At 65.5% G+C, this 14,541-nt stretch carries 10 protein-coding genes; 9 read left to right on the top strand and 1 reads right to left on the bottom strand.

The genetic code is table 11. The features are described from left to right. Positions 1 to 19: 19 nt before the first annotated feature. The gene (locus GRI89_RS06560; protein WP_235912841.1) at positions 20 to 1,978 is read right to left on the bottom strand and encodes an alpha/beta hydrolase family protein; all 1,959 of its coding nucleotides are present in this window, start codon (positions 1,976 to 1,978) and stop codon (positions 20 to 22) included. Between the two features lie 100 nt (positions 1,979 to 2,078). Here GRI89_RS06560 and smpB point away from each other — a divergent pair, with 100 nt between their 5' ends. The 9 genes from smpB to alaS all read left to right on the top strand — a co-directional run bounded on the left by smpB (position 2,079) and on the right by alaS (position 14,484). Continuing rightward, positions 2,079 to 2,561 (top strand): SsrA-binding protein SmpB, encoded by a 483-nt coding sequence (smpB, locus tag GRI89_RS06555; RefSeq protein ID WP_159793390.1) that lies wholly within the window; start codon positions 2,079 to 2,081, stop codon positions 2,559 to 2,561. Positions 2,562 to 2,642: 81 nt separating this feature from the next. Beyond that, positions 2,643 to 3,218 (top strand): DUF2062 domain-containing protein, encoded by a 576-nt coding sequence (locus GRI89_RS06550; RefSeq protein ID WP_159793388.1) that lies wholly within the window; start codon positions 2,643 to 2,645, stop codon positions 3,216 to 3,218. A gap of 196 nt (positions 3,219 to 3,414) precedes the next feature. Beyond that, the gene (locus GRI89_RS06545; RefSeq protein ID WP_159793386.1) at positions 3,415 to 5,856 is read left to right on the top strand and encodes a response regulator; all 2,442 of its coding nucleotides are present in this window, start codon (positions 3,415 to 3,417) and stop codon (positions 5,854 to 5,856) included. Positions 5,857 to 6,034: 178 nt separating this feature from the next. Next, complete coding sequence (locus GRI89_RS06540) at positions 6,035 to 7,549, top strand: DUF4139 domain-containing protein (protein ID WP_235912839.1); 1,515 nt, start codon at positions 6,035 to 6,037, stop codon at positions 7,547 to 7,549. A gap of 11 nt (positions 7,550 to 7,560) precedes the next feature. Continuing rightward, on the top strand, positions 7,561 to 9,177 hold the full coding sequence (locus tag GRI89_RS06535) for a DUF4139 domain-containing protein (RefSeq protein WP_159793384.1): 1,617 nt from the start codon (positions 7,561 to 7,563) through the stop codon (positions 9,175 to 9,177). Positions 9,178 to 9,334: 157 nt separating this feature from the next. Further along, positions 9,335 to 10,405 carry a recombinase RecA gene (recA, locus tag GRI89_RS06530; RefSeq protein WP_159793382.1) on the top strand — a complete coding sequence of 357 codons (1,071 nt, stop codon included), beginning with the start codon at positions 9,335 to 9,337 and terminating at the stop codon, positions 10,403 to 10,405. Positions 10,406 to 10,553: 148 nt separating this feature from the next. Then, positions 10,554 to 11,378, top strand: coding sequence for a class I SAM-dependent methyltransferase (locus GRI89_RS06525; RefSeq protein ID WP_159793380.1), 825 nt, complete (start codon positions 10,554 to 10,556; stop codon positions 11,376 to 11,378). 25 nt (positions 11,379 to 11,403) lie between these two features. Then, the gene (locus tag GRI89_RS06520) at positions 11,404 to 11,745 is read left to right on the top strand and encodes a VOC family protein (RefSeq protein WP_159793378.1); all 342 of its coding nucleotides are present in this window, start codon (positions 11,404 to 11,406) and stop codon (positions 11,743 to 11,745) included. 72 nt (positions 11,746 to 11,817) lie between these two features. Continuing rightward, a complete protein-coding gene (gene alaS / locus GRI89_RS06515; RefSeq protein ID WP_159793376.1) occupies positions 11,818 to 14,484 on the top strand; it encodes an alanine--tRNA ligase in 2,667 nt (888 codons plus the stop codon). The last annotated feature ends 57 nt before the right edge of the window (positions 14,485 to 14,541 follow it).

The raw sequence follows: 14,541 nt of genomic DNA, 5'->3' as shown, positions 1-14,541 counted from the left end.
AGCCTTGATTGAATCGAGGTTAATCCGCGGGATTGTTGCGTTCGACGAAGGCGACGGCCGCCTCAAGCATCTGGAGCCGCGTGGCGGCCCGTGACAGCCAGTGATCCTCGCCGTCGAGGACCACGAGTTCGTAAGGCTTGCCTGCATCCTTGAGCGCATTGACCATCGCCGTGGTCTGCTCGAACGGGACCACCGTATCGTCCTTGCCGTGGATTAGCAGGATTGGCGCGTCCGCGTCCTTGGCATGCTTGCGGGGCGAAATTGCGTCGAAGTCGCTGCGCGGGCCGAACTCCTCCTCGAGCGAGCGGCGCAACAGCCCGGTGCGGCCGTTGTCGTATCGTTCCGAGTTGAACAGCATGCCGACGTCGGCCACTCCGGCAACCGCCACGGCGCAGCGATAGACGCCGTGTTGCAGCGTTACCCCGGCAAGCGCGGCATAACCGCCGTAGCTGGCGCCGACGATGCAGGCGCGCTTGGGGTCGACGATGCCTTTCTCCGCGAGGGCGCCGATGGCATCCGATACGTCGGTCTGCATGGCCTTGCCCCACTGGCCGAAGCCGGCTTCCATGAAGGCAAGGTCGCGGTTGGTCGAACCACGGAAGTTCGGCTGGAATACCGCATAGCCGCGGCTGGCGAATGCCTGTGCCCACCAGTCGAAGACGTCGGTGTCGTGGGCATGTGGTCCGCCGTGCGGCAGCATGACGAGCGGCAAGTTCTTGGCTTCGAGGCCGGGCGGCAGGGTCAGGACTCCGTCGAGGTCGAGCCCGTCCTGCGCCTTGTAGTGATAGATCGAGATTGGGCCGACGTATTCCGGGCCAATGGCCTCGCGCTCATAACCGATGGCGTGGGCGCTCATGTGGACGATGTCGACGAGATACCAAGTGCCGCTGTCGCTCGGGCCGCTGGTGCGCACGAGGACGTGCGAGAAATCGGGCGACCAGTCGGCGAGATTGATGCGCAATCTTGGGAAAGCCTTGTAGATTTCGTCGACCGCCTTCTGCTTCGCTGCGTCGAAGAACGCCGGATGGTCGTGGCCGTCCTCGCGCAGCAAGCCGATCAACTTGCCCGTGTTGCGGTCGAAATAAGTGCTCTCGATCTCGTCCGCATTGATGTACTCCGTCGCCGCCGCGTGTCCGTCTAGCGGCACTTCATACCATATGCGCGCGTCCTCGCCGTGAGGCTTGGTCGAATAGATCAACGTGTCGCCGTCCCTCCCGAGTCCGACGATGCCAATCTCACCCTTTTCCGCGATACCGCTGGCGAGGTCGATGCTGCCCGGCGCCTTGATCGTCCAGAAGCCCGTGCGGATGTCGATGGCGACCGTGGCGGCGAGCTGGCCGTCGGGCCCCAGCAGGCGCCCGGTCCCTTCGCCCATCGATCCTGATGCTGCGATCTGTTGCGATTTCCCGGTCGCGACGTCGATTTCGTAGAGCGAAACGCCGGTGTTGCCGAGATAATATTCCCGCGCGCCCTTCTTGCGCTGGACTCCGCCGAAATACGCCTTCCACCGTCCGTCGATCTGGCGAATTCCATAAGTACCAAAGACTGCATTGAGCATGTCCGGGTCGCGGTCGAACACCATCCGCTGTTCAACCTTGCCGTCAGCAGGGAGAATGAACGCGTTGTAGAATTCGTTTTGGCTCTGCACAAAGTCAGGGCCGAGTGTTTCGGTCCGGCTGATGACGAGCAGGGCATTGTCGTTGCCGGCCCATTCGAGCGAGCGAACCTTGGCGTCCTGCAGCTTCATCATGCGGATCGTTTCGAGCTTGTCGGTGAGCAGGATGACCACCCGCTCTCCGCCGATGGTCATGACCGCGGCGATACGCTGGCCATCGTTCGACAGCGCGATGCGTTCGATGTCGGGAAGGCTGCCGTATTCGGCAAGCGGCAGTGGCGGCGGCAGCGCGGCCTGCGCCGGTGTGGCGAGAATAAGCGCGGAAAGCGCCAAACAGCGAAACAGCAAAAGACGTGCGACCATCGGAACCCCCATTCCCCGCATGTTTATTCGCAAGGAGTTGAGAAGGTTGCAACCCCGGGGCTTTCGTTTGCCTCCGCGCGCGCCTACATGCGCCAGCCTTATGGCCCGTCCCAAGCCCGCCACGTTCGAGAAGGTCAAAACCGTCGCCGAGAACCGGCGCGCGCGGTTCGATTACTTCATCGAGGACAAGTTCGAGGCAGGTATCGCGCTCAGCGGTACCGAAGTGAAGAGCTTGCGCGGCGGGGAGGGCTCGATTGCCGAGAGCTATGCCGAAGTGCGCGGTGGCGAGGCCTGGCTGATCAACGCCAACATCCCGGAATTCAGCCACGGCAACCGGTTCAACCACGAACCCAAGCGGCCGCGCAAGCTGCTGCTCCACGCGCGCGAGATCGAGCGCATGGTCGGGGCGGTCGAACGCAAGGGTATGACGCTGATTCCGCTGTCGGTCTATTTCAACTCGAAAGGCCGCGCGAAGGTCGAACTCGGGCTCGCCAAAGGCAAGCAGACGCATGACAAGCGCGCGACGATCAAGGAGCGCGACTGGAAGCGCGACAAGGCCCGGCTGTTGCGGGAAAATCGCTAGTCGCCGCGGTTAAGCTGACGTTCGTCGGCTACAAGTTAGACCTGCCTTCCGCTGCTAATCTAAAGGTGTATGGAGCGCCGCATGTCCAAGCGGTCGAAATCCTGGCTCGCGCGTCGCCTTCCGGCGATGCCGACGCGCGAGGAAATGGCGCAGAACCGCTGGCTCGCTCCGATTGCGCACAGATTCCTCTCGCCGGAACTGTGGCGATTCACCCGCCGTTCGGTCCCGCGCGGCGTCGCGCTGGGACTGTTTTCGGGCTTCATCGTCCCCGTCGGACAGATCTTTCTCGCCGCCTTCCTTGCGCTGCCGGCGCGCGCCAACGTGCCGCTCGCCGCGCTGGTGACCTTTGTGACCAATCCCTTCACCCTGCCGTTCTGGCTCATCACCGCGAACAAGGTCGGCAAGTTCGTGCTCAAGATCGATGCCGTCGCGGGCGGCACCGCGCGGGCCGAGATCGACAGCGGGCGGTGGCAGGATTTCGGCTGGTTCGGCTTTCTCAAGACTGCCGGGGTGACGGCCTTCGGGTTCGTCGTGCTGGCCGTCGTCACTTCGGCGCTTGGCTATGTCATCGCCTCGTGGTTCTGGCGCTGGCGGGTCGGCAATCGGCGCCGCCTGCTGCTGCGCCGTCGCCGCATGACCGCGGAACCGGCGGAATGATGCGTGCGCGCGCAAACTGGAGTCCGATTGCACTGTCGATGACTTTGCTCGAAGCGCCTCTGACGATTCCGTTTTTCAGGTAGCTGGGCTATCGCCGACACAACATGCTGCTGAATCCCGACTCCCTGGCCGGCCTCAATCCGGTACCTTTGATCCTGCATGGGGCTGGTGGACTGCCGAGCCGGCGGATGTTGGCATGAGCGCGGTCGGCGAACATTCCTCGCGGCGGACGACGGACGCGGCGATCGTTGCCGTTGCAGCTCTCGCCAGCGCTGCGCTTGTCTGGTTCGTCACCGGCACGATGGTCGTCACCGCGGCATTCGTCGGTGGCCTCGCAGTGCTTGCGCTGGTCGCATTCGCCACGGCGCGCAGCAATCCGGCAACGAGCAAGGTCGAGGAACAGGCTCTGCCGGACTGGTCGGTTACCGTCGCGGCGATAGAGCAGGCGGGCCTCGCGGTAGCGATCACAGACCGCGCCAATCGACTGGTCTGCGCCAACGCCGCCTTCGAGCTGTGGTTTGGATCGAGCCACGCTCCGCCGCGGCTGCCGGTCGACGGCGCCTCTGCGGACTTGTTGTTGCGCGCCTCGCGCTCCGCCTGGCGCGACGGCGAGAGCGGCCGCGCGACCATCGCCGACGAAACCAACAGCTGGACCGCCGAAGTGGTTCGCGCTGGGCGCTCCGAGGATTATCTCGTGTGGCGCTTCGCCCCGGTTACACGGACCGAGCCGTTGCAGGCGATCGGCAAGTATGTAACCGGCGTCTTCGGCCGCATACTTAGCAACGCCGGGATCGAGGTCGCCCTGGTCGGGCCCGACGGCGCGGTCCGCGCGGCGAGTGCCGGTTTTGCCCGCCGCTCGATGGGTGACGGTCATGCCAGCATGGCCGGACAAGACTTTACCGGCCTGCTCCGCTCCGACGAGCGCGAGCGAATCTACTTCGCCCGAGAGGGGCGCAAGGGCTCGCCGCAGACGCTGGTCCAGGTGCCACTGGTCGAGCCGGGCTCGCAGCAGCGTCTCTCGGCAGACCAGGCACCCTCGCTGATGATGCTGGTCGACAACGGCGTCGGCCTTGGCGGCTGGGGCAGCGACAGCAGCCAGGCCCCGCAGCTTGAGGCGCTGCTCGAACAGCTTCCGGTCGGCCTAGCGATGACCGACCGCGACGGACACTTCCTGTTCGCCAACCCGGCGTTCCGAAACGCTGCCGGTATCGCGCGCGGCAAGCATGTCCCGCCCTATCCATCGGACCTTGTGGTTCCAGCCGACAAGACTGCACTGTCCGACGCGGTCCGTCGCTACGGGCAGGGCCCGTCGTCGAGCGGTGACATCGCCGTGCGACTGCGCAGCCAGCCCGACGAGCCGATCAGTCTCGGCCTTGCCGGGGTGCGCGGGCTGGGCGAGGCGGCCGTGCTGCTCAGCCTCGCCGACACGACCGAAGAGACGCGCCTAAAGAAGCAGGTCGCACAGGCCACCAAGATGCAGGCGGTCGGCCAGCTCGCCGGCGGCGTGGCGCACGATTTCAACAACGTGCTGACTGCGATCATCGGCTATTGCGACCTCATGCTGCTGCGCCACATCCCCGGCGACAGCGACTACGACGATATCCAGCAGATCAAGGCCAACTCGAACCGCGCCGCTAGCCTGACCCGGCAGCTGCTCGCCTTCAGTCGCCAGCAGACGCTGCAGCCCGAGATTCTCCAGCTGCCCGACGTGATCAGCGAAGTGAGCCAGCTGCTCAAGCGCCTGCTCGGCGCAAAGATTACGCTGCGCACTCACCACGACCGCGATCTCGGCCCGGTCCGCGCCGACCCGCGCCAGCTCGAACAGGTAATCGTCAACCTCGCGGTCAATGCGCGCGACGCCATCCAGAGCAACGGTGGGGAGAACGCCAGCGGCACGCTGACCTTCGCCACCCGGCGCATCACCGCGACCGATATCCGGCGGCTGCGCGACAACGAGATCATTCCCGCCGGGCACTATACCGCGCTGATCGCGCAGGACACCGGCGGCGGTATTCCGCCCGACAACCTGTCGAAGATCTTCGAGCCGTTCTTCACCACAAAGGAGCAGGGCAAGGGCACCGGGCTCGGCCTCTCGACGGTCTATGGCATCGTCAAGCAATCGGGCGGCTTCATCTTCGCCGACAACGTCGCTGGACCCGACGGCAAGCCGGGTGGCGCCCGCTTCACGATCTACCTTCCGGTCCACCAGATCACCGAGGAAGACCGGCAGAAGGAAAAGCAGGCCGAGGAAGCCGCCGACTGGTCGGGCGGTGGGCGCGTTCTGCTGGTCGAGGACGAGGACATGGTCCGCGCCGTGGCCGAGCGGGCGCTGACCCGTCAGGGCTACACCGTCACCACGGCCAGCGACGGCGACGAGGGACTGGAGGCCTTCAAGGCCTCGGGTGAATTCGATCTCGTGGTCAGCGACGTGGTCATGCCGAGCATGGACGGCCCGGCAATGGCCCGCGAGATCCGCAAGCTCGCGCCAAAGATCCCGGTGCTGTTCATGTCGGGCTATGCCGAAGAGCAGTTGCGCAACGAAATTTCGTTCGAAGACATGCACTTCATCCCCAAACCTTTTAGCGTGCAGCAGATCGCGGCGAAGGTCGGCCAGGTGCTTAGCGCCAACAAGGGCTGAGGCCCGTTCGCTAGCGCAAGGTTGGAAGCTCACAACTCCATTTTTGCGTGGGAAAGCTCTCGGTTGCTTCTTCGCTCTGCTCACTGCCATGACGTAAGCGGATGAAAAGGGGTCGTTCAGCCGCCATACAGATGATGTAACATTATCTCATCATGTCGAGTTCATGGGGAGAGTACCGATGCGTGTTGCCGCCATTGCTCTTGCGACTGCCGCGCCCTGCGCGCTGGTCGCCACGCCGCTGTTGGCGCAGGAAATCTCGACCGAGCCCAATGCCCAGGGGGACGTCTCGGTCACGATCTACAACGATGGGCAGGCGCTGGTGCAGGACATTCGCCAGATCGCCTTCGAGCGCGGTCGCAGCCGGGTCGAATTTCCCGACGTCTCGGCGCAGATCCGGCCAGAGACGCTCAGTTTCGCCGCGCCCGACACCGGCATCGTCGAGCAGAACTTCGACTTCGACCTGCTGACCCCGACAAAGCTGATGGAGAAGGCCATCGGCCAGACCGTCACGCTGGTCCGGACCAACCCGGCGACCGGCTCCGAAACCCGCGAGCGGGCCACGGTCCTCTCTACCGCCGGCGGCGTGGTGGTGCAGATCGGCGACCGCATCGAAGTGCTGCGTGACGACGGGCTGCCGGTGCGGGTGATCTTCGACCGCGTGCCGCCCAACCTCCGCGCTCGGCCGACGCTGTCGGTCACGATTGAAAGTTCGCGCGGCGGCACCCGTCCGGCCTCGCTGCGCTACCTCACTCCTGGCCTGGGCTGGGGCGCCGACTACGTTGCGCTCTACGATGAAGGCAGGGGCACGATCGACATGCAGGGTTGGGTCACATTGACCAACAGCACGGGGACGACATTCAGCAATGCCGACACGCTGCTGGTGGCGGGAAATCCCAATTCCGGCAGCGGTGGTTACGCCCCGCCGCCGCGCTACGGCGGGCGCAGTTCGACGAACAGCTTCGTTCCCGGCACCGAAAGCCCTGGGCGCGAGCGGCTCGGCGACTTTTACCTCTATCCCATCTCCGGGCGCACCACGATCGCCAACAACCAGACCAAGCAGGTCAGCTTCCTCGACGTGCAGGGCGTAGCGGCGCGCAAGATTTACGGCCGCACCGTAGGCTGGCTGTCGAGCGACGGCGACCCGGTTCCGGCGGCGAGTCAGATCGCCTTCAACTCAAGCCGCGACGGCGGATTGGGTGATGCGCTGCCCGCGGGCACGGTGCGCTTCTACCAGCGCGACCGGCAGGGCAACCCGCAGTTCATTGGCGAAAACCAGATCGGCCACACGCCGATGGGCAGTGAGCTGACGCTCAAGACCGGCGATGCCTTCGACGTTTACACCCAGGCCGAGGTCGAGAAGCGCGAGACGATCACCGGCGCCGAGTGGGAAAAGAGCGCCCGCTGGCGGGTGCTCGACGAGAACGGAAGCGTCGTGCGCCAGGGCACGCTCGAACGGCCCAAGGTCTTCTACCGCACGACCATTCGCTATACTGTGACCAATGCACATAGCTCACCGGTCAAGGTCGAACTTGTGCAATCCGGCCTCGATCGCGGATGGTGGGGCAACGACTTCCGCGTGACGAGCGAGGACGTACCGGGTGAGCAGCTCAACGCCGACCGTCGCAAGTACGTCATCGAGGTCCCCGCCAACGGCAAGCGCGAGGTCCGCGTCACCTACGAGACCCGGTACTGAGGGGCAGGGCGGTGCGCCGCGCTGCGCTCATCCTCGCCGCTCTGCCGGCATTGGCGGCCAGCCCGGCGCTGGCGCGCACGACCGTCGACGCCTCGGCGCCGCAGGACGTAGCCGTGACCCTCTACCGCGATCCGAACCGCGGCACGGGCCAGTCGATGAACCGCCGCAACCCGCGTGGTTTCGCCATGATCAGCGAGACGCGCATGGTGACGCTGCCGCCGGGCGAATCGACGATCCGTTTCGAGGGAGTCGCCGAGGGCATGGTCGCAGTCACGGCGATCGTAACCGGTCTGCCCGGCGGGACGATCGAGAAGAACCGCAACGCCGACCTGTTGAGCCCGGCCGCGCTGGTCGACGGAACGCTTGGCAACCGCGTCACCGTGACCCGCACCAACCCGGCGACCGGCAAGGCGGTGAGTGAGGAAGCCGTCATCCGCACCCGAGCCGATGGCGGGCTCGTGCTGCAGACCGGCGCTGGTTATGAGGCGGTGCGCTGTTCAGGATTGCCCGAGAAGCTCACTTTCGACCGCGTTCCCACGGGCCTCTCCGCGCAGCCGGTCTTCACCATCGACACGCAGGAGAAATCCGGCGGCACCTACACCGTCCAGCTGACCTATCTCGCCTGGGGCTTCGACTGGCAGGCGCATTACGTTGCCACGCTCGACGAGCCGGGAAAGAGCGGCGATGTCGGCGTGCGGCTGATGAGCTGGCTGACCCTGCTCAACGACAACGCCCAGAGCTTCACCGGGGCGCAGCTTAACGTCGTCGCGGGCAGGCTCGAGGTGCGCAGCAACTACCAGGCGCTGTCCGACCCACCCGATGCGCGGCCCTTGCGGCTGACCTGCTACCCGATCGGCCATACCTGGATGGGCTCGCCGATCGCCTATCCGCCGCCTCCGCCACCCCCACCGCCGCCCGCGCCGATGGCAGTCTATGACGAATCCGACCAGGCGATCATCGTCACCGGATCGAAGCTCAGGCGTTCGGAGTTCGCTGCCAGCTCGCCGGTGATGGTGGCGGTCGAAGAAAACCTCGGCGACCTCAAGCTCTACCGCGTGCCCGAACGGGTGACGGTATCGGCCAAGGGACTCAAGCAAGTCGTATTCCTCGACAAGGACCGCGTGAAGGGGAGCTTGCGCTACGAGACGACCTGTGACCCATGGGACTACCCTGAAGACGAGTATTCTCCTGCCAGCAGGGTCCTCGCCACGGTCAACGACAAGCAACACGGCCTCGGCGTGGCGCTGCCAAATGGTGCGATCACCATGTTCGAACCTTCCGAAGCGGGCGACCTCTTTGTCGGCGAGGAGCAGTTGCGCGACTACGCCGCCGGGCAGGACGTTGATATCGAAGTCGGCGACAGCAGCCTGGTGCAGGTCCGCTGCGGGATCGTAGGCCGCGAGCAGGGAAGTTACGAGAAGGGTTCGCAGGTTTCCTTGCGAGCCACACTGACCAATGCTGCCGACGCACCGGCGCTGGTCCGCCTCTCGCTCGGCGCTAGCGGCGCGCACAAGATCGTCGGGCTCAGGGACGTGCGGGTCAAGGACGGTGAGCGCATTGTCGAGCTCACCGTTCCGGCCAACGGAACGAAGACGCTGCGCTGGACTTATCGCTTCGACGACGAGTAAACTCCTCACGCAAGGCGCAAAACAGGTCTGACGGTGGGGTCCGAAAAAGTTTCGTTCCCCCCTTGTTCCATGAGAACAAATGGAATACATCGCAAATCCAACAGGGAGTTGGGGCCAACCCCGGCCCCACCCCTAGGAAGCGATGGAGGCATGTGTCATGGCGGCGGCGAACCTGAAACTGGTGGAAGGTAAAGAGGTGGACACGGACCGTCAGAAGGCGCTCGACGCCGCGCTGGCACAGATCGACCGCGCGTTCGGCAAGGGCTCGGCGATGAAGCTGGGCCAGAAGGAAACGATGCAGGTCGAAACGATTTCGACCGGATCGCTTGGACTGGATATCGCGCTTGGCGTCGGCGGCTTGCCGAAGGGCCGGGTGATCGAGGTCTATGGGCCGGAAAGCTCGGGCAAGACCACGCTGGCGCTGCACGTCATCGCCGAAGCGCAGAAGAACGGCGGCACCGCCGCTTTCGTTGACGCCGAACACGCGCTCGACCCGGTCTATGCCAAGAAGCTCGGCGTCGACATCGACGAGCTGATCGTCTCGCAGCCCGACACGGGCGAGCAGGCGCTGGAGATTACCGACACCTTGGTCCGCTCGAACGCGATCGACGTGCTGGTGGTCGACTCGGTTGCAGCGCTCGTCCCGCGCGCCGAGATCGAGGGCGAGATGGGTGACAGCCACGTCGGCCTGCAGGCCCGCCTCATGTCGCAGTCGCTGCGCAAGCTGACCGGCTCGATCAACCGTTCGAAGTGCATGGTCATCTTCATCAACCAGCTGCGCATGAAGATCGGCGTGATGTACGGCAATCCGGAGACCACGACCGGCGGCAACGCGCTCAAGTTCTACGCTTCGGTCCGGCTCGACATCCGTCGCACCGGGCAGATCAAGGACCGTGACGATATCGTCGGCAACACGACCCGGGTGAAGGTGGTCAAGAACAAGGTCGCCCCGCCGTTCAAGCAGGTCGAATTCGACATCATGTACGGCGAAGGCATCTCGAAGATCGGCGAGATCCTCGATCTCGGCGTCAAGGCCGGGCTGGTCGAGAAGTCGGGCTCTTGGTTCTCCTACGACTCGATCCGCATCGGTCAGGGCCGCGAGAACGCCAAGCAGTATCTCAAGGAAAATTCCGAAGTTTGCGACAAGTTGGAAGCTGCGATCCGCAGCCGCACCGACGAGGTCGCCGAGGAGATGATGACGGGGCCGGACGCGGACTCCGAAGACTGATCCTCAACCCGCGCGCCCCTGACCGGGGGCAGGCGGTACGAAACCGGGGCCGGTGCGAAACTACCTCAAGGGGTGCGCGCCGGCCTCTTTCGTTTCCCCCCGGGCTGCGGCAAGAACGCCGGACAGAGCAGCGGAGTGGAGCAAGGCAATGGAAGTTCGCGACTGGCAGGGCAGGACGGGGAAGGCCTGGGCCGCCGAGTGGCAGCGCACCGACCGCAGCTTCGGCGGCCTGACTGAACGACTCCTCGCGCGCAGCCGGGACTTCAAATTCGAGCGCGTGGTCGATATCGGCTGCGGTGCCGGTGAACTCTCCCTCGCTCTGGCACGGGGACGACCGCACGCCAACATTACCGGAGTCGACATTTCGGACGATCTCGTGGCTGCAGCCGAGAGGCGCGGGGCGCATCTAAGCAACGTGAATTTTGTCACCGCCGACGCCGCGACCTGGCGCCCGGAACCCGGAGAGGCGCCCGACCTCGTCGTCTCGCGCCATGGGGTGATGTTCTTTCCCGATCCCGTCGCCGCCTTCGCCAATATCTCCAGCTTCTCCGCTGCCGGGGCGAATCTCATGTTTTCGTGCTTCCGTCCCCCGGCGGAGAACCCGGTCTTCAGCGAAGTGGCGGCAGTGCTTCCGCCGGTTGAGGGCCCAGCACCCGATCCGCGCGCGCCGGGCCCCTTCGCCTTTGCCGACCGTGACTACACGCGCTCGGTGCTCGAAAGTGGCGGGTGGAGCGATGTACGTTTCGAGGCGGTCGATCTCGCCATGGTCACCGGGGCCGGGCCTGATCCGGTCGAGGATGCCGTGAGTTACTGGACCTCGATCGGCCCTGCCGCCGAACGGCTCTCGCAGGTGGACGATGCCACGCGGGACGAATGGATCGCAGCGATCCGCCAGTTAGCCCAGCGTCACTCCAAGGATCGCGTTGTAGCGCTCAAGGCGGCGGCGTGGATCGTGACCGCGCATAGACCGTGACTTGCCCGTAACTGAGGAGAGAGCCATGTCGAACAGCCCGAAGCATCGCCTGAACTATTTCGAGCTTCGCGTGGCCGACAGCGGACGTTCGCGTGACTTCTACAGCGCGGCCCTGGGGTGGCAGTTCACGGACTTTGGTCCCACTTACGCCGCGACGACCACCGATGACACCGATCTCGGGCTCGATGCGGAGACGAAAGGTCCGCCGCTCGCGGTGATCGAGAGCAACGATCTTGAGGCCTCGCTGGCGCAGGTCGAGGCCGCAGGCGGCACTATCGTGAAGCCCATCTTTGATTTTCCCGGAGGCCGACGTTTCCACTTCACCGACCCGGACAGCATCGAAGTGGCGATCTGGCAACGCGACTGATCGCCGGATTCGCTCAATTCGACCGGCTTAATCGTCTTGTCGCTGGCGGCGCGAGGCCCTAACTCGCCTTCCATGCAATCGACGAACGACATCCGCCGCGCATTCCTCGACTATTTCGCGGGTAACGAGCATTACATCGCGCCCAGCGCCCCGCTGGTGCCGTACAACGACCCGACGCTGATGTTCGTCGCGGCCGGCATGGTGCCGTTCAAGAACGTCTTCACCGGCCTCGAAAGCCCGCCCGCGCCGCGCGCGGCGAGCAGCCAGAAGTGCGTGCGCGCCGGGGGCAAGCACAACGACCTCGACAACGTCGGCTACACCGCGCGCCACCTGACGTTCTTCGAGATGCTCGGCAACTTCAGCTTCGGCGATTACTTTAAGGAACGCGCGATCGAGCTGGCGTGGAACCTTGTCACGCGCGAACTCGGTCTCGACCGCGAGCGGCTGATGGTCACGATCTACCATACCGACGACCAGGCGCACGACCTGTGGCGCAAGATCGCCGGGCTGCCCGAGGACAAGATCGTCCGCATCGCCACAAAGGACAATTTCTGGGCCGCGGGTCCGGACGGCCCGTGCGGGCCCTGCTCGGAAATCTTTTACGATTACGGTTCGCCTGTTGCCGGCGGCCCGCCGGGATCGCCCGACGAGGACGGCGATCGCTTCGTCGAGATCTGGAACCTCGTGTTCATGCAGCACGTGCAGGCCAACGACGAAATCGTGGGCGACCTTCCGCGCCCGAGCATCGATACTGGCATGGGTCTCGAGCGCATCGCCAGCGTCATGCAAGGCCAGCAGAACGTGTTCGAGACGGACACCTTCCGCGCCCTGATCGAGGCCAGCGAATCGCTCCTGGGTAGTGCAGCGGACGGCGAAACCATCGCCAGCCACCGCGTCATCGCCGACCACCTGCGCTCGACCAGCTTCCTGATGGCCGACGGTGTGCTGCCCTCGAACGAAGGGCGCGGCTACGTCCTGCGCCGCATCATGCGCCGCGCGATGCGCCACGCCCACCTGCTCGGTGCCAAGGACCCGCTGATGCATCGCCTCGTCCCGGCGCTGGTGACCGAGATGGGCGCGCATTATCCCGAGCTCGCGCGGGCCCGCCCGCTGATCCAGGAGACGCTCGAGCGCGAGGAGACGCGCTTCCGCCAGACTCTCGACAAGGGCCTGCGCCTGCTCGACGAGGAAACCGCCGGGCTTGCCGAGGGTGGCGAGCTGCCGGGCGAAACCGCGTTCAAGCTCTACGACACCTACGGTTTCCCATACGACCTGACCGAAGACGCCCTGCGCGCCCGCGGCATAGGCGTCGACAAGGCCGGATTCGATGTCGCCATGGCGCGGCAGAAGGAAGCGGCCCGCGCCGCGTGGAAGGGCTCGGGCGCCGCGGCCGACGACGAAATCTGGTTCGACATCGCCGAGCGCGAGGGGTCGAGCGAATTCACCGGCTACACCTCGACCGAAGTCGAGGGCAGGGTGGTCGCGCTCGTCGTCGACGGCAAGGAAGTGGCGAAGGCCGAGGCAGGGCAGGACGTCGTCGTGCTGACCAACCAGACTCCGTTCTACGGCGAAAGCGGAGGCCAGACCGGCGATTCCGGGCGGATCGCCGGGGCAAACGACCTCGCCATCAGCGTGACCGAAACCTCCAAGCCGCTCGGCCGCCTGCATGCGATGCACGGGCATGTCGACAGGGGCTCGATCAGCGTAGGCGACAGCGTCCACCTGACAGTCGACACGCCGCGCCGCGACCGCATTCGCGCCAACCATTCGGCGACCCACCTGCTGCACGCCGCGCTACGCAACGCGCTTGGCGAGCACGTGACGCAGAAGGGCTCGCTGGTTGCCGACGATCGCCTGCGCTTCGACTTCTCGCACCCCAAGGCGCTGACCGCCGAGGAAATCGCGGCGGTCGAAGCCGAAGTGAACGCCGAGATCCGTCTCAACGAGACGGTCGGCACCCGCCTGATGAGCCCCGACGACGCCATCGAGGCCGGGGCGATGGCGCTGTTCGGAGAGAAGTACGGCGACGAGGTCCGCGTCCTGTCGATGGGCAACAGCAACTGGCAGGGCAGCGGGAAGAGCTACTCGGTCGAACTGTGCGGCGGAACCCACGTGCGCGCCACCGGCGACATCGGGCTGTTCCGCATCGTTTCCGAAAGCGCCGTCTCATCCGGGGTGCGCCGCATCGAGGCGCTGACCGGCGAGGCCGCGCGGCAATGGGTCGTCGGCCGCGAGGAAGCGCTCAAGGCGGTCGCCGCGACGCTCAAGACCGCGCCCGACGAGGTCGAGGCGCGCGTCGCCGCGCTGGTCGAGGAACGCCGCAAACTCGAACGCGAGCTGGCCGATGCAAAGAAGGCGCTGGCGCTCGGCGGCGGAGGCGGGGCTGCGCCCTCGGCGGACGAGGAAATCGCGGGCGTGAAGTTCTCGGGCCAGGTGCTCGACGGGATGAACCCCAAGGAACTGCGCGGTCTGCTCGACGAGGCGAAGAACCGCATGGGCTCGGGTGTGGCTGCGATCGTTGCAGTCAACGAGGGCCGGGCGGCGTTCGCCGTGGCCGTCACCGACGACCTCACCGGCCGCTTCGATGCCGTCGCGCTGGTCCAGGCCGGCGTCGCGGCGCTCGGCGGCAAGGGCGGCGGTGGCCGCGCCGACATGGCGCAGGGCGGCGGACCGGATGGCGACAAGGCCGATGCTGCGCTTGCCGCGGTGCGCGAGGCGCTGGCGAGCGAGACCGTCTAGAAAAATCGCTGTCCTACAAGGTGTTGCGTGTGCTTGCCTGCGGGCATGATTCGCCCG

This window comes from Croceibacterium salegens (genome assembly GCF_009827435.1).
In the GTDB taxonomy this organism is placed as follows: Bacteria; Pseudomonadota; Alphaproteobacteria; order Sphingomonadales; family Sphingomonadaceae; genus Croceibacterium_B; species Croceibacterium_B salegens.
The sequence above is the reverse complement of the archived record's forward strand: the minus strand, read 5'-3'. Positions and strand labels throughout refer to the sequence as shown.

What these genes read in the sequence shown, in the direction of transcription:
- GRI89_RS06560 (WP_235912841.1), bottom strand. Translation starts at nt 1,978, where the DNA reads ATGGTCGCACGTCTTTTGCTGTTTCGCTGTTTGGCGCTTTCCGCGCTT.
- smpB (WP_159793390.1), top strand. Translation starts at nt 2,079, where the DNA reads ATGGCCCGTCCCAAGCCCGCCACGTTCGAGAAGGTCAAAACCGTCGCC.
- GRI89_RS06550 (WP_159793388.1), top strand. Translation starts at nt 2,643, where the DNA reads ATGTCCAAGCGGTCGAAATCCTGGCTCGCGCGTCGCCTTCCGGCGATG.
- GRI89_RS06545 (WP_159793386.1), top strand. Translation starts at nt 3,415, where the DNA reads ATGAGCGCGGTCGGCGAACATTCCTCGCGGCGGACGACGGACGCGGCG.
- GRI89_RS06540 (WP_235912839.1), top strand. Translation starts at nt 6,035, where the DNA reads ATGCGTGTTGCCGCCATTGCTCTTGCGACTGCCGCGCCCTGCGCGCTG.
- recA (WP_159793382.1), top strand. Translation starts at nt 9,335, where the DNA reads ATGGCGGCGGCGAACCTGAAACTGGTGGAAGGTAAAGAGGTGGACACG.
- GRI89_RS06525 (WP_159793380.1), top strand. Translation starts at nt 10,554, where the DNA reads ATGGAAGTTCGCGACTGGCAGGGCAGGACGGGGAAGGCCTGGGCCGCC.
- GRI89_RS06520 (WP_159793378.1), top strand. Translation starts at nt 11,404, where the DNA reads ATGTCGAACAGCCCGAAGCATCGCCTGAACTATTTCGAGCTTCGCGTG.
- alaS (WP_159793376.1), top strand. Translation starts at nt 11,818, where the DNA reads ATGCAATCGACGAACGACATCCGCCGCGCATTCCTCGACTATTTCGCG.